Source organism: Stenotrophomonas sp. STEN029 (assembly GCF_056760015.1).
In genome coordinates, this window is the sequence record NZ_JBRREC010000047.1 from 12457 (window position 1) to 34601 (window position 22145).

Annotated in this window: 18 protein-coding genes; 16 read left to right on the forward strand and 2 right to left on the reverse strand. The window is 65.6% G+C overall.

All coding sequences use genetic code 11. The annotated features are described in order from the left end of the window. Nucleotides 1-2: 2 nt before the first annotated feature. The 9 genes from ACVOLI_RS11755 to ACVOLI_RS11795 all read left to right on the forward strand — a co-directional run bounded on the left by ACVOLI_RS11755 (nucleotide 3) and on the right by ACVOLI_RS11795 (nucleotide 11563). Entirely contained in the window at nucleotides 3-338 is a 336-nt protein-coding gene (locus ACVOLI_RS11755; protein WP_405051638.1) for a lipid-A-disaccharide synthase N-terminal domain-containing protein, read from the forward strand. Nucleotides 339-447: 109 nt separating this feature from the next. After that, a complete protein-coding gene (locus tag ACVOLI_RS11760; protein ID WP_481614547.1) occupies nucleotides 448-2232 on the forward strand; it encodes a DUF885 domain-containing protein in 1785 nt (594 codons plus the stop codon). A 215-nt stretch (nucleotides 2233-2447) separates the two neighbouring features. Then, entirely contained in the window at nucleotides 2448-2831 is a 384-nt protein-coding gene (locus tag ACVOLI_RS11765; protein WP_481614548.1) for a hypothetical protein, read from the forward strand. 54 nt (nucleotides 2832-2885) lie between these two features. Then, complete coding sequence (locus ACVOLI_RS11770; protein ID WP_481614549.1) at nucleotides 2886-4166, forward strand: TolC family protein; 1281 nt, start codon at nucleotides 2886-2888, stop codon at nucleotides 4164-4166. Continuing rightward, entirely contained in the window at nucleotides 4163-5167 is a 1005-nt protein-coding gene (locus tag ACVOLI_RS11775; RefSeq protein WP_481614550.1) for an efflux RND transporter periplasmic adaptor subunit, read from the forward strand. The genes ACVOLI_RS11770 and ACVOLI_RS11775 overlap by 4 nt, the downstream gene beginning before the upstream one ends. 32 nt (nucleotides 5168-5199) lie before the next feature. Further along, nucleotides 5200-8367 (forward strand): efflux RND transporter permease subunit, encoded by a 3168-nt coding sequence (locus tag ACVOLI_RS11780; RefSeq protein WP_481614551.1) that lies wholly within the window; start codon nucleotides 5200-5202, stop codon nucleotides 8365-8367. A gap of 294 nt (nucleotides 8368-8661) precedes the next feature. Then, entirely contained in the window at nucleotides 8662-9306 is a 645-nt protein-coding gene (locus tag ACVOLI_RS11785) for a cation efflux transmembrane domain-containing protein (RefSeq protein ID WP_481614552.1), read from the forward strand. Between the two features lie 115 nt (nucleotides 9307-9421). Further along, the gene (locus tag ACVOLI_RS11790) at nucleotides 9422-10141 is read left to right on the forward strand and encodes an IclR family transcriptional regulator (protein ID WP_282270074.1); all 720 of its coding nucleotides are present in this window, start codon (nucleotides 9422-9424) and stop codon (nucleotides 10139-10141) included. A gap of 108 nt (nucleotides 10142-10249) precedes the next feature. After that, nucleotides 10250-11563, forward strand: coding sequence for an MFS transporter (locus tag ACVOLI_RS11795; protein ID WP_481614553.1), 1314 nt, complete (start codon nucleotides 10250-10252; stop codon nucleotides 11561-11563). 57 nt (nucleotides 11564-11620) lie between these two features. Here ACVOLI_RS11795 and ACVOLI_RS11800 read toward each other — a convergent pair whose 3' ends face one another. Together ACVOLI_RS11800 and ACVOLI_RS11805 are read right to left on the reverse strand one after the other, a co-directional pair. After that, complete coding sequence (locus ACVOLI_RS11800; protein ID WP_481614554.1) at nucleotides 11621-12790, reverse strand: mandelate racemase/muconate lactonizing enzyme family protein; 1170 nt, start codon at nucleotides 12788-12790, stop codon at nucleotides 11621-11623. Then, nucleotides 12787-13719, reverse strand: coding sequence for a dihydrodipicolinate synthase family protein (locus ACVOLI_RS11805; protein ID WP_282270150.1), 933 nt, complete (start codon nucleotides 13717-13719; stop codon nucleotides 12787-12789). The genes ACVOLI_RS11800 and ACVOLI_RS11805 overlap by 4 nt, the downstream gene beginning before the upstream one ends. 290 nt (nucleotides 13720-14009) lie before the next feature. Between ACVOLI_RS11805 and ACVOLI_RS11810 the strand changes: the two genes are divergently transcribed. The 7 genes from ACVOLI_RS11810 to ACVOLI_RS11840 all read left to right on the forward strand — a co-directional run bounded on the left by ACVOLI_RS11810 (nucleotide 14010) and on the right by ACVOLI_RS11840 (nucleotide 21954). Further along, on the forward strand, nucleotides 14010-16673 hold the full coding sequence (locus tag ACVOLI_RS11810) for a TonB-dependent receptor (RefSeq protein ID WP_481614555.1): 2664 nt from the start codon (nucleotides 14010-14012) through the stop codon (nucleotides 16671-16673). A gap of 2 nt (nucleotides 16674-16675) precedes the next feature. Continuing rightward, nucleotides 16676-17422 (forward strand): SDR family NAD(P)-dependent oxidoreductase, encoded by a 747-nt coding sequence (locus ACVOLI_RS11815; protein ID WP_481614556.1) that lies wholly within the window; start codon nucleotides 16676-16678, stop codon nucleotides 17420-17422. Beyond that, a complete protein-coding gene (locus ACVOLI_RS11820) occupies nucleotides 17419-18351 on the forward strand; it encodes a 2-dehydro-3-deoxygalactonokinase (RefSeq protein WP_481614557.1) in 933 nt (310 codons plus the stop codon). The genes ACVOLI_RS11815 and ACVOLI_RS11820 overlap by 4 nt, the downstream gene beginning before the upstream one ends. Next, a complete protein-coding gene (locus ACVOLI_RS11825) occupies nucleotides 18348-19799 on the forward strand; it encodes a 2-dehydro-3-deoxy-6-phosphogalactonate aldolase (protein WP_481614558.1) in 1452 nt (483 codons plus the stop codon). The genes ACVOLI_RS11820 and ACVOLI_RS11825 overlap by 4 nt, the downstream gene beginning before the upstream one ends. Before the next feature lie 209 nt (nucleotides 19800-20008). After that, nucleotides 20009-20245, forward strand: a complete 237-nt coding sequence (rpmB, locus tag ACVOLI_RS11830) for a 50S ribosomal protein L28 (RefSeq protein ID WP_282270140.1) — start codon at nucleotides 20009-20011, stop codon at nucleotides 20243-20245. A 10-nt stretch (nucleotides 20246-20255) separates the two neighbouring features. After that, nucleotides 20256-20423, forward strand: a complete 168-nt coding sequence (gene rpmG, locus ACVOLI_RS11835; protein WP_172675037.1) for a 50S ribosomal protein L33 — start codon at nucleotides 20256-20258, stop codon at nucleotides 20421-20423. Nucleotides 20424-20577: 154 nt separating this feature from the next. After that, entirely contained in the window at nucleotides 20578-21954 is a 1377-nt protein-coding gene (locus tag ACVOLI_RS11840; protein WP_481614559.1) for an FAD/NAD(P)-binding protein, read from the forward strand. Nucleotides 21955-22145: the final 191 nt, after the last annotated feature.

The window sequence follows — 22145 nt, forward strand, 5'->3', positions numbered from 1 at the left end:
GCATGGATTTCATGAACCAACCGCTGGTGTGGCTGGAGTGGACCGGCGTGCACATGTCGCCGTGGAAGCTGATCGGGCTGACCGGCGCGTTGATGTTCGGCGGCCGCTGGCTGGTGCAGTTCGTCGCCTCGCGCCGCGCCGGCAAACCGGTGATCCCACGCCTGTTCTGGTACATGAGCGTGCTCGGCAGCCTGATGACGCTGAGCTACTTCCTGTTCTCGTCCAAGCAGGATGCGGTGGGTGTGGTGCAGAACCTGTTCCCCGCGTTCACCGCGCTCTACAGCCTGCGCTTGGATATCAAGCACCGTGGCTGGCAGCGCGACAAAGCCGGTCACTGAGCCGGCGACTGTGCCCAAATCCGGCGGTTTGCCGCCCGAATCCGTCTAGGTCGGGCGGCAGCTTCAATGCGATGATCGGGGTGAATGAACCATCTGGGGAATACCGATCGTGAAATCGCCGTTGACCGTTGCGCTGCTGCTCACCCTTGGCCTGAGCGCCACCCCGGCCTTTGCCGCCGCACCGTCGGCCCCGGCCACGCTGGCCACCCAATCGCTGGATGACCAGTTCAAGGCCATCTATGAGAAGGAGTGGGCCTGGCGCCAGACCGGTGGCGGCGAAGCCAGCGAAGACAGCGACGCCCCGGCCAACAGCACGCGCCTGCCCGACGTCAGCGCCGAAGCACAGCAGGCGCGCCTGAAGGTATGGGACGAGGTGCTGGGCCAGCTCAAGGCCATCGACCCGAGCAAGCTCTCGGCCGAAAACCAGATCAACTACGCCATCTATCACTACCAGGTCGAAAGCCTGGCCGATGAAGTGCGTCTGGGCAGCTACGAGATGCCGTTCAATTCGGATTCCTCGTTCTGGTCGAATCTGAGTTTCATGGCCCGCCGCGAGATGAAGACGGCGGAGGATTACCGCAACTACATCGCGCGCTTGAATGATGTGCCGCGTTACTTCGACCAGCAGATGGTCAATATGCGCGCCGGCCTTGCCCGTGGTTTCAGCGTGCCGCGTGCGGTGCTGGAAGGGCGCGACGTGTCGATCTCGACCGTGGCCGAGCTGAAGGACCCGACCGAGTCGCCGTTGTACGAGCCGCTGAAGAAGCTGCCCAACAGCATCCCGGCGGCCGAGCAGGCCAAGCTGCAGGCCGATGCCAGGCAGGCCATCAGCGGCAGCGTGGTGCCGGCCTTCGGCAAGCTGCTGACCTTCTACCGGCAGGAATACGTGCCGCAGTCGCGCACCACCCTGGCGGCCGAGAAAATGCCGGGTGGCAAGGAGTTCTACCGCCAGCAGATCCGCGAATACACCACGCTGGACCTGAGCCCGCAGCAGATCCATGCGCAGGGCCTGGCCGAGGTGAACCGCATCCAGCAGGAAATGAATGCCATCATCGACAAGGTGGGCTTCAAGGGTAAAAGCGAGCAGACCCGCTTCGCTGACTTCCTCGAATTCCTGCGTACCGACCCGCAGTTCTACGCCAAGACGCCGGACGAACTGCTGTGGCGTGCAGCGTGGATCTCCAAGCGCGTGGACGGCGTGATCGGCAAGTACATGACCTTGCCGCGCGCGCGCTTCACCATCGTGCCGGTGCCGCCGGATATCGCCCCGTTCTGGACCGCCGGCCGCGGCGGCATGGGCACCTACTGGCTCAATACCTACAACCTGCCGGCGCGCCCGCTGTACAACCTGCCGGCCCTGACCCTGCATGAGTCCGACCCCGGCCACGCCCTGCAGGGCGCACTCGCCGCCGAGCAGACCGGCCAGCCCGAGTTCCGCCGCACTGCGTATATCTCGGCCTATGGCGAAGGCTGGGGCCTGTACACCGAGAAGCTCGGCGTCGACATGGGCATCTACCAGACCCCATACGAAGACTTCGGCCGCCTGACCTATGAAATGTGGCGTGCCTGCCGCCTGGTGATCGACACCGGCGTGCACCACTACGGTTGGGATCGCGACCGCGCGATCGCCTACCTGCGTGACCACACCGCGCTGAGCGAGCACGAAGTCACCACCGAAGTGGATCGCTACATCTCCTGGCCGGCGCAGGCACTGAGCTACAAGCTGGGCGAGATCACCATCGTCAAGCTGCGCGCGCAGGCCGAGAAGGAGCTGGGCGACAAGTTCGACATCAAGGGCTTCCACGACGCCGTGCTCAAGCAGGGCTCGGTGCCGCTGCCGGTGCTGGAACAGCAGATCCAGGCCTACATCGCCGAGCGCAAAGCCGCGAAGTAAGGCCTTGCTCCCTCCCTTGCGCAACGCGCAGGGGAGGGTTGGGGAGGGGTGCTCTTCGCAGTGACCCAAAGCAACAAGCGAAACCCACAAGCAAAACTACCCCCTCCCAACCTCCCCCTTGGCTGCGCCAAAGGGGAGGGGCAACAGCCTGTACCTGAACCACCCCGCAGCTCTTGCGATTGTGTAACCCCACAAGCACCCGCTAACCTGCGCCGATGCTGCATGCCCTGCGCCACCGCCGCCTCCACCTGCTGCGCCTGCTGATGCTGGCGCTGGTCGGCCTTGGCGTATTTGGCACTTCGCTGGCCGCAGCACTGACCGACATCCACATGCTGGCGCACACCGACATCGGTGCCGACGTGCATGAGCACGACGACGCCAAACTGGCGACCGCTCCGGATGCCGAAGACAGCGCCAACGCCCTGCTGCATGCCTTGGTGCATTGCGTGGACTGCCACGGCCACGGTGGCGTGTTGCCCACCGTCACCCCCGCCTGGATCGTGGCATCACCGCCTGCACAGCAGGCCGTGGCCATGCTGGGCACGCAAGCGGTCACGCACCCGACCGAGAGCCTGTTCCGTCCCCCGATAGCCGTCTGACGTCCCGGCCCCTTGGCCGGCCCCTACGTCTGAACCTGCTATCTGGAGAAACCCATGTGGATGCGCCTGGCGGCTGTTGCCGCCTTTGCGCTGGTGCCGCGCGCGTATGCGCAGGTGCCGGTGCCTGCTGTGCCGTTGACGCTGGACGATGCCATCGTCCGCGTTGCCCTTGATCACCCTGAGCTGCGCCTGATCGATGCGCAGCGCCCTGTACTTGAAGCCCGCCGCGACGCCGCGTTGCTGCGCCCGCCGATGCAACTGGGCGTGGAACTGGAGAACCTGCTCGGCAGCGGCGATGCCCGTGGCGTGCAGGGCGCCGAAGCCACGGTCAGCCTTTCCGGTGTGCTGGAACGCGGCGACAAGCTCGATGCGCGCCGCATGTTGGCCCAGGCCAATATCGATGCGCTGGCACCGCAGCGCGCCACCGCACGCCTCGACCTGCTCGCCGAAACCGCACGTCGTTACCTCGCGGTGGCACAAGCGCAAGCAGCACTGCAGATCGCCAATACCGATATCGAGCAGCGTCGCCGCGCGGTGTCCGCCGCGCGCCTGCGCTTGCAGGCAGGTGCTTCGCCGGAGTCGGTGCTGTTCACCGCGCAGGCAATGCTGGCGCAGGCGGAACTGGATCGCGATCGTGCCATCGAAGAAGCGGGCGCAGCGCGGCTGTCGCTGGCCGCGTTGTGGGGCGCGCGCACGCCAGACTTCAAGGCGGTGAGTGGCGATGCGCTGCAACTGCCGGCACTGCGCGATTTCGCGCTGCTCAATGACGATCTGCAACGCGCACCGGAACTGGCCGAGCTGCTCGGCGAGCAGCGTATCCGCGAGGCGCAGCTGCAACTGGTGCGCACCCGCAGCCGTCCGGATTGGAGCTGGCAGGTAGGCGTGCGCAACAGCCGCGCCGACAACGCCACCTCGTTGGTCGGTGGCTTCAGCATTCCGCTGGGCAGCGCCCGCCGCGCCGCGCCGGAAATCCGCGAGGCCGAAGCCGATCTCGCCCTGCTGCCGTATCAACGCCAGGCCCGCCAGCAGCAGTTGTACGCCACCCTGGCCGAGGCACACGGACGCTATGTCACCGCGCGGCTGGAAGTGCAGCGCATGCAGGTGGACGTGCTGCCGCAGTTGCAGAAGGCCGAGCGTGCCGCCGAGCAGGCCTGGCGCGCCGGTGCCGCCAGCTACATGGAGTGGGCGCAGCTGCAGGCCATGCGCATTGAATCGCGCCAGCGCCAGTTGGATGCGGCCATCGCCGCACAGACCGCGCTGATCGAGATTCAGCGCCTCACCGGCCAGGGAATGCTGGCCACCGATGCAACAGTTGCCGTGGAGAACGCACGATGAGCCGTCCGATGAATGTTGTAGCTGCCGGCGTTTTGGCAATGAGTCTGCTGTTGGTCGGCTGTGGTGCAAAGCCGGTGGCTGAAGCCGGTGCAGGTGCAGCAGAAGAAGCTGGCCACGATCACGATGAAGAGAAGGGCGGTGATGCAGACGGTCACGCCCACGAAGAAGGCGAGGAGGCAGCTACCGACAGCACCACCATCAAGGCCGCGATGGCCGAGCAGGCCGGCATCCGCAGCGCTGCCGTGCAGGCCGGCACCATCGCCGATGAGCACGAAGTGCAGGGCTTGTTGACGCCGGTAGACGGTCGCGTCGCCCAGGTGATGGCGCGCTTCCCCGGGCCGATCCGTACGCTGCGTGCCAACGTGGGTGATCGCGTGAGCGCTGGCCAGACCCTGGCCAGCATCGACAGCAATCTCAGCCTGACCACCTACAGCATCAGCGCGCCAATCAGCGGCGTGGTGCTATCGCGGCAGGCACAGGTGGGCGCGGTCGCGGGCGAGGGCACGCCGCTGTTCGAGATCGGTGATCTGTCCGAGTTGTGGGTGGACCTGCATATCTTCGGCAACGACACCCAGCACATCACCGCCGGTGTGCCGGTCACGGTCACCCGCATGACCGATGGGGTAAGCCAGAGCACTACGTTGGAGCGCGTGCTGCCCGGCACCGCCACCGCAAGCCAGAGCACCGTGGCCCGCGCCAGCGTGCGCAACGACGACGGCCTGTGGCGGCCCGGTGCAGCGGTGAAGGCGCGCATCGTGGTGGCGATGCAGCCGGCTGCGGTCGTCGTGCCTTTGTCGGCATTGCAGACCATGGAAGGCCGCGAGGTGGTGTTCGTGCGTGAGGGCGATACCTATAGCGCGCGCCCGGTGGTGCTGGGTGCACGCGATGCCGGCAAGGTCGAGGTCAAGGACGGTCTGCGTGTCGGCGAGCAGGTGGTGGTCGAGCAGAGCTATGTGGTCAAGGCCGATATCGGCAAGGCGGGGGCCGCGCATGAACATTGATCATCGCCTCTTCCAACGCGGAGGGCGCCGCCATGCTTGAGCGCATCATCCGCAGCGCCATCGCCCATCGCTGGATGATGATGGTGCTTACCCTGGCCTTGATCGCGATTGGCAGCTGGAGCTTCACCCGCCTGTCCATCGATGCAACGCCGGACATCACCAACGTGCAGGTGCAGATCAACACCGCCGCCGATGGCTACTCGCCATTGGAGACGGAACAGCGCATCACCTATCCAGTGGAAACGGTGATGGCGGGCCTGCCGAAACTCGAACAGGTGCGCTCATTGTCGCGCTACGGCCTGTCGCAGGTGACGGTGGTGTTCAAGGACGGCACCGACCTGTACTTCGCCCGCCAACAGGTGGCCGAACGCCTGCAGCAGGTGAAGTCGCAGCTGCCGGAAGGCCTGGACCCGCAGCTGGGGCCGATTGCCACCGGACTGGGCGAGATCTTCATGTACACCATCGACGCCGATCCCAAGGCGCGCAAACCCGATGGTTCGGCGTATACCGCCACCGACCTGCGCACGCTGCAGGATTGGGTGGTGCGACCGCAGCTGCGCAATGTGCCTGGCGTCACCGAGGTCAACACGATTGGTGGCTACCAGCGGCAGATCCACATCACCCCGGATCCGGCCAAGCTGCGTGCGCTGGGCTTCACCCTGGATGATGTTGCCGAAGCCGTGGAAGGCAACAACCAGAACATCGGCGCCGGTTACATCGAGCGCAACGGCCAGCAGTTCCTGGTGCGTGTGCCCGGGCAAGTCGCGGGACTGGAGGAGATCGGCAACATCGTGCTTGCCCGCCGCGAAGGCGTGCCGATCCATGTGCATGATGTCGCCGACGTGGCTGAAGGGCCGGAGCTGCGCAGCGGTGCCGCCACCCAGAACGGCCATGAAGTGGTGATGGGCACGGTGGTGATGCTGGTCGGTGCCAACAGCCGCGAGGTGGCGCAGGCGGCTGCGGCCAAGCTGGAACAGGCGCAGCGCAGCCTGCCGGAAGGCGTCACCGTTACCGCCAGTTATGACCGCACCGCGCTGGTCGACCGCACCATCCAGACCGTCGCCAAGAACCTGCTGGAAGGCGCGCTGCTGGTGATCGTGGTGTTGTTCCTGTTGCTGGGCAACTTCCGTGCGGCGCTGATCACCGCGGCGGTGATTCCGCTGGCAATGCTGTTCACCCTGACCGGCATGGCGCGTGGCGGTGTCTCCGCCAACCTGATGAGTCTTGGCGCGCTGGACTTCGGCCTGATCGTCGATGGCGCGGTGATCATCATCGAGAACTGCCTGCGTCGCTTCGGCGAACGCACGCATGCGCTGGGCCGGGCGATGACCCGCGAGGAACGCTTCGCCGAAACCGCCAGCGCCACCGCCGAGGTCATCCGGCCCAGCCTGTTCGGCCTCGGCATCATCACTGCGGTCTACCTGCCGATCTTCGCGCTGACCGGCGTTGAAGGAAAAATGTTCCATCCGATGGCGATTACCGTGGTGCTGGCGCTCAGCGGCGCGATGCTGTTGTCGCTGACCTTTGTTCCGGCGGCAATCGCGATGTTCCTCGGAGGTCGCGTGGAGGAAAAGGACAACCGGCTGATGGCGTGGTTGCGCGCACGCTATGAACCGCTGTTGGCGGGGGTGATGCGGCGCGGCCGTCTGGTGGTTGCCGGTGCCCTGGTGCTGGTGGTTGGTTGCGGTTTGCTGGCGACGCGCTTGGGCAGCGAGTTCGTGCCCAATCTTGATGAAGGCGACGTCGCCATGCATGCGATGCGCATTCCCGGCACCAGCCTCACGCAGTCGGTGAACATGCAGAAGCAGGTGGAAGCGCGCCTGCAGCAGTTGCCGGAAGTGGAGAAGGTGTTCTCCAAGATCGGCACGCCGGAAGTCGCCTCCGATCCGATGCCGCCCTCGGTCGCCGACACCTTCATCATGATGAAGCCGCGCAAGCAGTGGCCGGACCCGCGCAAACCGCGCGCACAGCTGCTGGCCGAGCTGGAAGCGGCGGTGGAGGAATTGCCGGGCAACAACTATGAGTTCACCCAGCCGATCCAGATGCGCATGAACGAGTTGATCTCGGGCGTGCGTGCCGACGTGGCGGTGATGCTGTTCGGCGATGACATGGAGACGCTGGCGCAGGTTGGCCAGCGCATCGTCGCCGTGGCCAACAAGGTGCCGGGTGCGGCCGATGTGCGCCTGGAGGAAACCAGTGGTCTGCCCTTGCTGACGGTCACGCCGAACCGCGCGGCATTGGCGGGTTATGGGCTCAACCCGGGCCAGCTGCAGTCCACGGTTTCCACGGCAGTTGGCGGACGCGTCGCCGGGCAGTTGTTTGAAGGTGATCGACGCTTCGACATTGTCGTCCGCCTGCCGGAAAGCATTCGCCAGGACCCGGCGGCGTTGGCCGATCTGCCGGTGTCACTGGAGCCTGCATTGGCACAGGACAGCGCCGACGAATCCAGCCGTGCGGGTGGCTGGCGCAGCGGTGATGCACGCACGGTGCCGTTGCGTGAGTTGGCGAGCATCGAAAGCAGCGAAGGGCCAAACCAGATCAACCGCGACAACGGCAAGCGCCGCATCGTGATCACCGCCAACGTGCGTGATCGCGATCTTGGTGGCTTCGTCAGCGAGTTGCAGCAGGCCATTGACGCGCAGGTGAAGGTGCCTGCCGGCTACTGGGTGGAATACGGCGGCAGCTTCGAGCAGCTGATTTCGGCCAGCCAGCGTCTGGCGGTGGTGGTGCCGGTGACCTTGCTGCTGATCTTCGCCTTGTTGTTCTGGGCGTTCGGTTCGGCGCGCGATGCCAGCATCGTGTTCAGCGGGGTGCCACTGGCCTTGACCGGCGGCGTCTTGGCGCTGGCACTGCGTGGCATTCCCTTGTCGATCTCGGCGGGCGTTGGTTTCATCGCGCTGTCTGGTGTGGCCGTGCTCAACGGCCTGGTGATGATCAGCTTCATCCGTCACCTGCGTGAGCAGGGCCGCAGCCTGGATGTTGCCGTGCGCGAAGGCGCGCTGGGTCGCTTGCGGCCTGTATTGATGACCGCCCTGGTCGCATCGCTGGGCTTCGTACCGATGGCCTTCAACGTAGGTGCCGGTTCGGAAGTGCAGCGGCCGTTGGCAACGGTGGTGATCGGCGGCATCGTTTCGTCCACGTTGCTGACCTTGCTGGTATTGCCGGTGCTGTACCGTTGGCTGCACAGGACTGGAAAGTAGCGCCTGCTTGGCTTGAGGCTTTCTTGGCTTGAGGCTTTTGCTTTTGCTTTTGCTTTTGCTTTGGCTTTTGCTTTTGCTTTTGCTTTGGCTTTGGCTTTGGCTTTGGCTTGAAGCTTCTGCTTCGCTTAAAGCCCCTCTCCCGCGTGCGGGAGAGGGGTTGGGGTGAGGGCAAGCTTTTCGCTGGTAAGGCCCCTGCCGAGCATGGCTCGGCACTACCCCTTGTTCTTTCCCCCATCTCTGCAAGCCCAGCCACATCAGCGCGATAATCCAGCAGGACTCTCCCCCGGAACCAAGATGAACGACTGCTGCGGCTGCGGCAAAACTCTGGAAGTCGAGCGCATGCAGGCGCAGCAGCGCCGCGTGCTCTACCAGGTGCTTGCGATCAACCTGATCACCTTCGTGATGATGATGCTCGCCGCCTGGCACAGCGGCTCGGCCTCATTGCTGTCCGGCAGCCTGGACAACCTCGGTGATGCACTCACTTATGCACTCAGTCTGGCGGTGGTCGGAGCCAGCCTCGCCGCCAAGGCGCGCGTTGCCATGCTCAAAGCAGTGTTCATCCTGTGCGCGGCAATTGCAGTCGCCGCAGGCATCGGCTGGAAGTTGGCGCATCCGCATCTTCCGCTGTTCGAGAGCATGGGCATCGCCGCGCTGCTCAACCTCGCCGCCAACCTGGTCTGCCTGCGCCTGCTCTGGCCCTATCGGCTGGGCGACATCAACCTCGCCTCGGCATGGGCATGCTCGCTGAATGACGTCTACGAAGGTTCGGCGGTGATCCTTGCGGCGCTGGCAGTGTGGGTATTCGGCGCCGGTTGGCCGGACCTGCTGATCGCAGTGGCCCTGCTGCTGCTGTTCCTGCGTTCGGCCTGGAAAGTCGCGCGGGCAGCGTGGCGCGAGCTGCGCACCCAGCGTGCGACTGCCACGGTCGGCCAATCCTGAGTCACGTTGTCGGTTGGTGGTGCTTCCGGCCGATCTGAGCGTGTCAGATCCAGTTCGGCGTCCCACTTTGTTGCTATTGATGGCATTGCACGAGGGGGCCAAGTACGCTTTCACCATGCGTACAAAGCCCAATGCCCAGCCCAACCAGAGCCTGATCGATGGCATCGCCACCTTGCAGGCGCTGGCCTCGTCCCCCGAACCGGTCGGTTGCCGTGAGCTGGCCCGCCAGCTCGATGCCAACCCGACCCGGGTCAACCGCCTGCTCAAGACCCTGGCCTACCTGGGCATCGCCCGGCAGACCGCGGACCGCAAGTACACCGCCGGGCCCGGCATGCATGTGCTGGCCGCGCAGAGCCTGTTCGCCTCGGGCCTGATCCGGCGCGCGCTGCCGGTGCTGGAGAGCCTGCGCCGCTTCGGCCACACGGTGGCGATGGGCGTGCTGTGGAATGACAGCGTCAGCTATCTGTTCCATGCACCGCCGGGAATCGAGGCGGCGCGGGGCCTGGGCCGCATCGGCCTGTTGCCGGCCACCACCAGCGGCATCGGCATCGCCTTGCTGGCCCAGCTGTCCGACGAGGAGGTGCGCGAGCTGTACGCGGACAAGCCGATCCCGATGTTCCCGAACGGCATCGAGCAGCTGCTGGCGACCCTGGCCGTTACCCGCAGCCAGGGCCATGCGCGCGTGCATGTCGCCGATGAGCGCGACCACCATGTCGTTGCCATCGCCATGGGCGACCCGGTGCATGCCGGCATCGCGATGTCAGGCTGGATCCCGGAATCGGCCACCGACGAACTGGTCCGCGCGCTGCAGGCAGCCGCCGCCGAAATCGGCTGATGCAGCCGGATCACGTGTGGCGCAGTGCGGCTTGACCTGTTGCTAAAATAGCAATACGTTGCAGCCTTCCGAAGGGGAGGCGTTGTCGATGGCCAAGCGCGAGTTCGCATGACGGGGACGGGCAGGACCAAATGGGTTTTGCTGGGGCTGCTGTTCTTCTCCACCGTCATCAATTATCTGGACCGGCAGGCGCTGTCGATCCTGGCCACGACCATCCAGGCCGACCTGGACATGTCCGACCTGGAGTACGCGCGGGTCGTGCAGGTGTTCCTGTTCGCCTATGCCGCGGCCTACGTGATGGCCGGCCGCGTCACCGATTGGTTGGGTGCACGGCTGTCGCTGCTGTTGTTCGTTGGCTGGTGGTCGCTGGCCAACATCGCCACCGGGTTGGTGCGCACGCCACTGGAACTGGGCGCGGCACGCTTCGCGCTGGGGCTGGGTGAGCCGGGCAATTACACCGTGGGCAGCAAGGTGGTGTCCGAGCAGTTCCCGTCGCGTCAGCGCGGGCTGGCGCTGGGCCTGTACACCGCAGGCGCGATGATCGGCGCGACGTTGGCGCCGCCGCTGATCGGCGGTATCGCCTTGGCCTACGGCTGGCGCAGCGCATTCTGGATCACCGGCGCGGCTGGCTTGCTGTGGATGATCGCGTGGTGGTGGGTCTACCCGCGTGGCAAGGCCAAGGCTGCAGCGCCTGCGCAAGCGCTGGCGGCAGATGTGGCTGCTGCTTCGCCGGCGGTCGCCGATGAAGCGCTGCCGGCAGCAGCGCCGTCGATGAAAGGCGTGTGGGGCAGGTTGGCGCGTGATCGCACGGTGTGGGCGCTCGTTGCTTCGCGCGCGGTGGCCGATCCGGTCTGGTACTTCTATCTGTTCTGGTTCCCCAAGTACCTCGGTGATGCGCGCGGCATGAGTCTGGCGACGATCGCCTCGCTGGCCTGGGTGGTGTACGTGGCCGCGGATATAGGCAGTGTCGGTGGCGGTCTTATTTCCGGCCGGCTGGTGAAGCGCGGCATGGACCCGGTGCGCGCCCGCCTGACCACCATGGTCGGCGCGGCCTGCCTGGCGCCGGTTGGCATCTTCGTCGCGATGCACCCTTCGATCCCGGTATTGCTGGGGCTGGCCTGTCTGGTGACGTTCGCGCACCTGACCTACCAGATCAACCTGACCACGATGACCCTGGATATGTTCCCTTCGCGCTACATCGCTTCGGTAGCGGGATTGGTGGGCTGCGGCAGTGCGCTGGGCGGCATGCTGTCGGCGCAGGTGGTGGGGCATCTGGTGGCGGACGGAAACTTCGATCGCGCCTTCATCCTGATGGCCTTCCTGCATCCGATCGCGGTGGGACTGGCGTGGACTGCATCGCGGCTGGCGCGGCGCTCGCCGATGACCTTGATCGGACCACAGGCGGCAAGCGTGGCTGGCTGAAACCTTGTTGCACTGAAAAGGCCGGAGCGGGTACCGCTCCGGCCTTTTGCCTGCCGCTCAGCTGATTGCTTCGGCGTGTTCCCAGAACAACGCGTTGGGCGTGGCGCCCAGGCCATTGCCACTGGGCAGCTGATAGCCCTGGCGGCCGTAGGCCATGTCGGTGTCGAGCATGCGCAGCGAGCGCGAGAAGATCGAATGCTGCCACTCATGCCGCCACAGGCCCTCGGTCACGGCGGAGGCCTGCAGGCTGGCTGCCATGAAGATGCCGCCGCCAATCGTCGCGTGTGGAGCCACCTGCACGCCGCGCGCAGCGGCGAGGCGGGCAATGCGCAGGAACTGGGTGATGCCGGTGTGGCCCATCTCCGGCTGCACGAAGGCAAGACTGCCACCGTCAATGCGCGGCCGTGCAACGTATTCGGTGGGCCACTCCTCGCCGGCGGCAACCGGAATCGGACTGTCCTTGCCGAGTGCGATCAGGCCGGGCACGTCTTCCGGCTTCAACGGTGCCTCGATGAAGGTCAACTTGCTGGGCTGCAGTTGCTGGGCCAGCTGCAGTGCCTGCGCGTGATCGAACTTCCAGTGCAGGTCGACCATCAATTCGACCTCGTTGCCCAGGGCTTCGCGCAGTGCCGCCATTTCCTCGGCGATGCCTTCATGGCTCACAACGGCATGCACCTTGAACGCGGTGTGGCCATCGGCAGCGAAGCCGCGCGCCATCTCGATTTTTTCGGCGACGGTGGCGGCTGGCAGGCCGGACACATAGCCGGCGATGCGCTCATGCCGGCGTTCGCCCAGCAGTGCCCACAATGGCTTGCCCTGCGCGCGTGCGCGCAGGTCCCACAGTGCGATATCGAGTGCGGCAATCGCATCGGTGTGGAAGCCACTGCCACAGCCGCGTACGCGCATCAGCCCGTACAGATCATCCCAGATGGATTCCACGTCCTCGGGCTCGCGCCCAAGCAGTTCCGGTGCGAGCAGGTCGTTGATGATTTCGCAGGTCGCACGCGGTGCGCAGATGCCGTAGGTCTCGCCCCAGCCGATGGCGCCATCGGCCGTGGTCACGCGTACCAGTACCGACCTGTCCACGGTTGGATACAACGTGCCGTTGCCACGTCGCACCAGGTAGCCGCGCGCATTGACCCGCTCACCTGCGCCCAACGGGCCCAGGTAAGGGGTGCTGCGCGGCACGGTCAGGATGAAGGTTTCGACGCGGGTGACGGCACTCATGCAGGACTCCGTGGCGCGCGGCCGGGAACTGCATCCAGCGGCAGCAGATCGGCGATGCGGGCCAACAGGGTATCCAGTTCGCGCTGGTCGTAGGCATCCAGGGCCGGGCCGGGTGCACGCACATGGTCGCTGGCGATCAGGCCGCGGCGCAGCAGCACGGCCTTGGTCAGGCGCCAGCGGAACACCGCCTGCATGCTCAGCAAGGGCAGGGTGCGTTCAAACAGCACGCGCGCGGTTTCCGGATCACCGGCGGCGTGCGCGGCCAGCATCGCCACGTGCACTTCGGTGATTTCGCAGGCGGGCATGGTGCCGACCGCGCCACGGGCCAGCTCATCCAGCACGTAACGGGCTCCGGCGCCGCCGAATATCGCTTCCACCGAGTCGCCAGCACGCTCGGACAGCGCGGTGATGCGGTGGCCGGACGGCATGGTTTCTTCCTTGACGTAGCGGATCGCAGGCACGCGCGTGGCCAGCGACAGCAATGCGTCCACGCCGAGGCCGATGCCCATCGGTGCCGGGGCGTTCTGCAGCATGATGGCGACGCCGGATTCTTCGCCGAGGCGGGCGAAGAACGCCGCCATCGCATCTTCGTCACCGGCCAATGCATGCGGGGTCAGCACCATTGCCGCCGCCGCGCCAGCCTGGCCGCCGGCGCGGGTGACCTGCACCGCGTCCTCCAGCGTCTTTGCGCTACCGCCGACGATGAAAGGCACGCGGCCGCGGTTCCAGCGGCCGATGCAGGCCGTCAGGTGCAGCCGCTCCTCCAGGCTGAGCATGTCGTACTCGCTGGCCAGGCCGGGAAACACGACGCCTGCGGAACCTGCGGCCAGCAGGTACTCGAACACTGCTTCGGTGCCGGCCTCGTCGATGGCGCCAGTGGCAGTGAAGATCGTGGGGAGAATCGGGAAGACGCCTTGCAGAGCGGCCATTGCGCCGGGTCCTTGTTCTATTGGTGTGCCGTTCGTAGCAACACGCGTTAAAGGGGATTTCCAAGTGTCCGCTGGTACATCGACTTCTTTCGCTGCATTGCAGCGTGCGCGGCCAAAACATATTGCTATATTAGCTACAACACTGCCAAGTCGCAGTGCAGCAGCAATGACGGATTTCGTTGGATCCGGGCAGCAGGCTGGCAGTGCGGGGCGGGGCAGCGGACGGAGAGGGTCCGCGCCGGTCCTGGTGGCAGGCTGCAGGATCCCTACCTTGGGAGAGGGCACGACATATGCATCGTTTTCGACGTTCGACTTTGTTCACCGCACTGGGCGTCTGCCTGTTGGCACCTGCACTGGCCTCGGCACAGGACGCCGCTGCCCCGCCCGCAGGCGGGCAGGAAGCGCAGACCCTGGACGCCGTTGCCGTGGTCGGCATCCGCGGCAGCCTGGAGGCATCACGCGACCTGAAGCGCGATTCGGCGCAGATAGTCGACGCGATCGTCGCCGACGATATCGGCAAGTTGCCCGACACCAACGTCGCCGAATCGCTGGGCCGCGTGGCCGGCGTGCAGATCGAGCGCGGCATGGGTGAAGGCAGCGACATCCTTGTACGCGGCATGAAGGAAAACGTGCTGCTCTACAACGGCCGGCAGATCGTCGATGCCACCGGCCGCGGCGGCAATGGCCTGGACCAGTTGGCCACCTCCACGTATGGGCTGTTGTCATTGGTGCCGTCGGAGCTGATCTCGCGGCTGTCGGTGACCAAGCTGGCTGGTGCCGACCAGCTCAGCGGTGGCCTAGGCGGCATCGTCGACATCAATACGCGCCAGCCGCTGTCCGGCGACAGCGAGCAGAACGTGGTCAGCGTCGCTGGTACCTACGATGACATGGCCGATGCCTACGGTTACAACGCCTTCGGCCTGCTGTCGCGACGCAGCGAGGACCGCCGCTTCGGTGCGCTGATCTCGGCCACCTATGGGCACCGCAATGTGGTCCAGCAGGGCCTGGATACGTTCTCCGGCTATAGCCGTTTCTCCGACCCGACCGACCCGGGCAAGACCCGCTTCGGCAGCACCGACATGCGTGCGCAGAACATCGACGATGACCGTACCAAGGTTGGCGTCAGCGCCGTGCTGCAATGGCGCCCGGTGGATGGCGTAGAGCTGACCTGGGATACGTTCTATTCGCGCCAGGAAGCCGAGCGTGATCGTTACTGGATCGCCTTCAACCCGTCCGCCGGGCTGAGCAATGCGGTCTACTCCGAGCACAACATCCTGCTGGCCGGTCGCTCCACCGGCACCGTGCTGCTCAACTCGGAAGTGGCCGACATCGACGCGGACACGCTGTCCACCGCGTTGCGCGCCAGCTTCCGCGTCGGCGAGCGACTGGACGGTTCGGCCGAGCTCAACTGGGGCCGTTCCACCGCCAGCTATGACCAGCACTACATGCGCCTGGCGCCAATGGCCGGGCTGACCTCGGTCACCGACTTCGACCTGCGCAATGGCAGCTTCGGCAGCTTCAATGTCAGTGGCGTCGACCTGACCGATCCGGCGCAATGGCGCATGACCATCCTGTTCGACAACAACTGGCGCGCCCAGACCGATTCCAGCGCGTTGCGTACCGACTGGAGCCTGGCCTTCGATGATGGTCCGCTGCGCTCGCTGGATTTCGGCGCGCGTTTCAGCCGGCTGGAAAGCCTGCAGAACCCGCTGCGCGCCGACATCCGCCCGAGTGGCGGCATCCCGGTATCGCAGATGGGCGGCTACGTCAGCCAGTACAGCAACCATGACTTCCTGCCCGGCGAATTCAGTGGTTTGCCGCGCGACTACCTGGCCGGCCTGCGCGGCCAGCTGGCCGGCTGCGAAACCTATACCAACCTGCCGGTGATCTCGCAGAACGCGCAATGCCTGGACCTGCGCAACACCGTGCTGACCCATGGTTCCACCTTCAGTGTCGATGAGGATTTCCTGGAGGGTTACGCCAAGCTCAACTGGGACACCACGGTTGGCGACATGGGGCTGACCGGCAACATCGGCGTGCGCTTCCTGCACCGTGAGCTCGAGTCGCGCGGCAACCTGCTCAGCGGCCCCGGCGTGGTGACGCCGGCCACGTTCAAGCGCAACGATGACGAGATGCTGCCGTCGATGGTGGCCAAGCTGCAGCTCAGCGATACGCTGGTGTTGCGCGGTGGTGCCGCCAAAGTCGTGGCGTTCCCGAACACCGAGGACCTCAACAACGGCGTGACCCTCAACAACAATGCCGTGTTCGATGGCAATGGCGTACAGACCTCGCCGGGCACCGGCAGTGGTGGCGCGCCGGACCTGGATCCGTTCAAGGCCACCCAGTACGACCTGTCGCTGGAGTGGTATTACGGCGGCCAGGGCCTGCTCTCGGCCGGCCTGTTCTACAAGGATGTCTCGACCTTCATCGTGCAGCGGCAGAGCAACGAGGTCTACAACAACACCAACTACCTGGTGCTGCGCAAGATCAACGGTGACAAAGCCAAGGTGAAGGGTGCCGAACTGCTGGCGCAGGTGCCGTTCACCGGCATCCTCGATGGCTTCGGTGTGGTGGCGACCTACACCTGGATCGACTCGGAAACCCCGATCACCGACATCAATGGCAATGCGATGAGCTTCCCGGGCTTGTCGAAGAACAACGCCAACCTGATCGGCTACTACGAGAACGGGCCGTTCGGCATCCGTCTGGCCTACAACTGGCGCGATGAGTACCTGGTCGGTCTGTCCGCCGCATCCACCGGTATCTACAACGATACCTACAAGGATCTGTCGGCATCGATGAGCTACGATTTCAGCGACCGCATGTCGTTGAAGGTCGAGGCCAACAACCTGCTGGACAGCGAACAGCGCACTTTCGATGGCTATGGCGAAGGCCTGCGCACCAATGTGGTGTTCGGGCGTTCGTACAAGGCCAGCATCACCTACCGGTTCTGATCATGGGCGAGGATGTACGGCAGATGGAATGGAGTGGGCGACGCGTCTGGGTGAGTGGCGCTGCCAGCGGCGCAGGGGCGGCCGTGTGCGCGCTGTTGCAGGCGCAGGGCGCGCAGGTGCTGGCGCTGGACCGGGTGGCGGTAGGGGATGCGGTCCAGCAACTTGTGCTTGACCTGGCCGATGGCGCGGCGGTGGATGCCGCGCTGGCGACACATGTCGGCCAGCCACTGGATGCCTTGATCCATTGCGCCGGCATCTGCCCGTCCGCAGATACCTGGGCCGATGACGATGCCTTGTGGCAGCAGGTGCATGCAGTCAACGTGCTGGGTGCGCGTCGTCTGATGCGGCATGCACTGCCGGGCCTGCGCAGCAACGGCGGTGGCAGCATCGTACTGCTGTCTTCGATCAATGCGCGTTACGCCACGCCCGGTTTGGCTGCCTACGCTGCCTCCAAGGCCGCACTTGAATCGCTGGCGCGCACCGCGGCATTGGAGCTGGCGCCCGAGCAGATCCGCGTCAATGCAATCGCCCCGGCGTCATTGGATACGCCGATGCTGCGCGCCTCGTTCGATCGCAGTGAGGATGCCGAGGCAGCACGCACGCGCAATGTGCAGCGGCATCCATTGCAGCGGCTCGGCACGGCGACGGATGCCGCCGAGCTGGCGTTGTTCCTGGCCTCGCCGCGCAGTGGCTGGATGACTGGCGCGGTGGTACCGCTTGATGGTGGTGCGGGAGTGACACGTCGATGAATGGGATGCAGCAAGCGCCGATCATCGGCATCAACTGGGGCAGCAGCAATTTCCGTGCGTTCCTGATCCATGCCGATGGCCGCGTTGCCGATACGGTGGAGCAGCCGCGCGGCATCGTCGGCCTGGACCGTGCGCAGATGGAAGCACTGCTGGTGCAGACGGCGGCACGTTGGCCGGATGCCGCGCAGGTCTATGCCTGCGGCATGGTCGGCTCCAACGTTGGCTGGAGCGATGCCGGCTATGCCGATTGCCCGGCAACGCCGCAGCGGCTGGCGGCGCGTCTGCACCGGACCCATATCGGTCCGGTGGAAGTGGCGATCGTGCCGGGGCTGGCTTGCCGGCGCCCGCAGGACGATGCGCCCGACATCATGCGCGGCGAAGAGACCGAGCTGCTTGGCCTGCTCGACGCCGGCCAGCTGCCGCTGGATGGATTGGTGGCCTTGCCGGGTACGCACAGCAAATGGGTGCAACTGCAGGGCGGTGCGGTGGCATCGTTCCTGACCGCGATGTCCGGTGAGGTGTTCGATCGCCTGACCGCTGCTGGCTTGTTGGCCTCGGTGGTTGATGGCCCGGCCGAAGACGGTCCGGCCTTCCTCGATGGCCTGCAGCAAGGTCATCGCAGCGGTTTGGGCCTGGGCAGCCTGTTGTTTGGCGCGCGTGCGCGGGTGATCCGAGGTGAACTGCCGCGCCGCGACGGCGCATCGTGGTTGCGTGGTGTGCTGATCGGTGCGGAATTGGCCGATGTGCTGCAGCTGTGGCCGGATGCATTGAGCAGGCCGTTGCCGCTGGTAGGTGCTGCGCCGGTGTGCGCGCTGTATGCGCGCGCCATCGAAGTACTTGGTGGGCAGGCGCATTCGATCGCATCGCACGACGCGGTGACCCGCGGATTTCTCGCCCTGCATCGGGCGGCATTGGAACAACCCGCATGAACCACAGCTCCGCCGCCGCCTTCGATGCGGCGATCGAACACACACCGCTGGTCGCGATACTGCGTGGACTTACCGGCGCCGAGGCGCTTGCGGTAGGCCAGGCGCTGGTAGATGCAGGCGTGCGTCTGGCCGAAGTGCCGCTCAATTCGCCCGATCCACTGGCCACCATCGCGTTGATGGCCGCGCATTTCGGCGATCGCTTGCTGGTCGGCGCCGGTACCGTGCTGGAGGTGGAACAGGTACAGGCGTTGGCGGCGATTGGTTGTCGCTTCTGCGTGTCGCCCAATAGCAACCCGGCGGTGATCGCCGCCGCGCTCGAACATGGCATGGAACCGATGCCGGGCTTCGCCACGCCTAGCGAAGCATTCGCGGCCCTGGCTGCTGGCGCGCGTTACCTGAAAGCTTTCCCTGCGCACGAGGCGGCGCCGCGCTTGTCGGCACTGGCGGCGGTGCTGCCGGCGCAGGCGCGTCTGGTGGCGGTTGGTGGCTTCAGTGCGGATGCCTTGCCTGCGCTGTGGCAGGCCGGTGTACGTGCGGTCGGCATCGGTTCGGATCTGTACCGGCCCGGCCGCAGTGCCGACGAGGTTGGCGTGAGGGCGAGGCAATGGTTGCAGGCGCTGCGAGCGATTCCTACCAGTGGTGTCAGTCTGGCCTGCGACGCGCAGACCCTGGTCGGGGAGTCGCCGCTGGTGCTGGAGGACGGTCGGGTCGTCTGGGTCGAGCCGACCGCACCGGCCCTGCTGCATTGGGATGGTGAGGCCTGCACACGAACCCCGTTGGCCGAGGCGGTCTGGTCGCTTGGCTGCGACGGGCAGGGCCTGGTGGGCAACGGCGAGACCCATTTCGTGCGTATCGGTGCCGATGGCAACCTGCTTGCTGGCCCGGAAATCGCGGTGGGCGTGGGTTGCCGGCTGAACGACATGGTGGTCGATGCCCGTGGCGGGCTGTGGGCAGGGTCGATGCACCGTGGCCTGCTTGCTGGCCGGGGCGCGCTGTTCCATACGGCCAGCGCCGATGCCCCGGTGCGCTGCGTGGCCGAAGGGCTGGGTGTGGCGAACGGCATGGCCTTCTCGGCCGATGGCCAGACCCTGTATGTGATCGACACGCTGGCGCGGACCCTGTTGGCCTACCCGGCCGACATCGAGGCCGGCAGCCTGGGGGAGCCGCGGGTGGTCACCGATTTCCTCGGCGAGCCCGGCAAGCCGGATGGCATGGCGATGTCGCCGCAGGGCAGCCTGTGGGTGGCGATGTGGGGCGGCGGCGCGGTGCTCGAACTTGCCGCCAATGGCGCAGTCCTGCGGCGGCTGGCGGTGCCGGCGCCGCAGGTGGGCAGCCTGTGCTTCGCCCCGGATGGGCGCCTGTTCATCAGCACCGCCAGGGCCCGGCTGAGCGCCGATGCGCTGCAGCGGGCACCGGCGTCGGGCGGGCTGTTTGTCGCCAGGCCCTGAGGGTTGCCGGCGCAAACTTGCGCAGGTACCTGATTGCATGCACAATATGCGGCTCGCTGTGTCCGGAATTCTCCGGGCCGGTGGCCGGGAACACGTCATCTGGCCACCCTTGTCAGCGTAACTCTTTGATTCCCATGACGCGTGGCGGGTAACCGCCGGGGCCGCCGTCTTCCTGGCTAAGGAAGTCATCAACATTACCGAGGTGCGCAATGTCCCGCGTATGCCAAGTTTCCGGCAAGCGAGTGCAGACGGGTAACAACGTCTCGCACGCCAACAACAAGACCCGTCGTCGTTTCATGCCGAACCTGCACGAGCGTCGTTTCTGGGTTGCCAGCGAAAACCGCTGGATCAAGCTTCGTGTTTCCGCGCATGCACTGCGCACCATCGACAAGAACGGCATCGATTCCGTTCTGGCTGAGCTGCGTGCGCGCGGCGAAAAGGTCTGAGGAGTAAACGATCATGGCAGGTAAGCGCGATAAGGTCCGTATGATTTCCTCGGCCGGCACTGGCCACTTCTACACGACCGACAAGAACAAGAAGAACACCCCGGGGAAGATGGAATTCCTCAAGTACGATCCGGTTGTTCGCAAGCACGTGATGTACAAGGAAGGCAAGATCAAGTAATCCTCACGGATTGTTTGAGCTGCTGTTCCAAGCAGAACCCGCCGAAAGGCGGGTTTTGTGTTTCAGTGCCGTGAAAAAAGTTCCCGCCCTGCGAGCATGAATACATGCCCGTGCAGCATCAGGCGAGGGGACTGCATCGCCTACAATCGGGCAGATGAGTGTTATCGATACCCCTGCATTGTGTGATCTGGCCATCATTGGCGGTGGCGCCGCCGGCGTGCTTGCCGCCATCGGCGTGCTGCGTGGCGCAAGCGGGCCGCTGCGCCTGCTGGTGATCGAGCCCAGTCTGCCGCTGGCCCGTGGTGTGGCCTATGCCACCACCCGCGACGAGCACGTATTGAACGTGCCGGCCGCCAAGATGAGTGGCTTTCCTGAACAACCCGAGGATTTCCTCGACTACCTGTGTGAGGCGCAGGCCTTTCCGGCACTGTCGCGGGAACAGTTGGCCGGGCAGTTCGTGCCGCGTCGTTTTTACGCCGACTACCTGCGCCACCGTCTGCAGCAGGCGGTGGACGCCAGTCCTGCGCAATTGGAAATTCTTGCTGCGCGCGTACAGGCGCTGCAGCCCAATGACGAAGGCGTGCTGCTGACCCTGGATTCGGGCCGGCCGTTGCAGGCTGGGCGGGTGATTCTGGCAGTGGGCAATGCGCTGCGGCCGTTGCCGGCGCGCGGTGCCAGTGGCCTGGTCGATGGCAAACGCGTGGAAGCCTGGGATTACCCGTCACTCGACGGCATTGCGGGCAACGCCGACGTGGCGATCATCGGTTCCGGCCTGAGCATGGCCGACAGCGTGGCAACGCTGCAGGCCAATGGTCATCGCGGTCGCATCCATGTGATGTCGCGGCATGCGCTGCTGCCGTTGCCGCATGCCAAGGGCGCTGCGGCCGATTACGATCCCGAGCCTTTGCTGGCGATGAATCTGCGCCAGCGCATGCATGCACTGCGATGTCACGCGGCCGAAGCGGCAACGCGTGATATTCCGTGGCAAAGCGTGATGGAGCGTATCCGTCCGCTGGGTCAACGGCTGTGGCAAACCCTTTCATTCGATGACCAGCGCCGCTTCCTGCGCCATGTGGTGCGCTACTGGGATGTGCATCGCCACCGCATCGCCGCTCCGCTGCATGCGCAGCTGCTGGAGCTGCAGCGGGCCGGTCGCCTGCAGTTGCATCGTGGCCGTCTGGAAACCGCCGTTGCCGAAGGCGCCTGCGTGCGGTTGAGCGCGCAGGATCGCTGGCGTCAGCCGTTGCAGTTGGAAGTGCAATGCGTGATCAACGCCACCGGTGTGGAGATGCGCGCGCAGGCGATGCGCAATCCGCTGCTGCAGCAGTTGCTGGGCAGCGGCGTGGGCCGCGCTGGCCCGCACGGGATCGGCCTGGACACGGCAGCCGACGGCAGCTTGATCGACGCCGATGGCGTGGTCGAGCCGCGCGTGCAGGTGTTGGGCAGCCTGCGCATCGGCAACCTGTGGGAGAGTCTGGCGATTCCTGAATTGCGCGGGCAGGCTGCAGCGGCGGCAAAACAAGCCTTGTAGTGCCGAGCCATGCTCGGCAGAGGCTTTCCAAGCAGGCCCAGGGTATTGCCGAGCCATGCTCGGCAGAGGCCTCCCAGGCAATCCAAATGTAGTGGGGCGGCGGCGAGGGCCGCGGGCGGGCGCGCGGCCGCCAGGCCGCCCGCCGCCGGGCCCGGGCGGGCTGGCTGTGCGGGGGGCGGCCTGGATTCGCG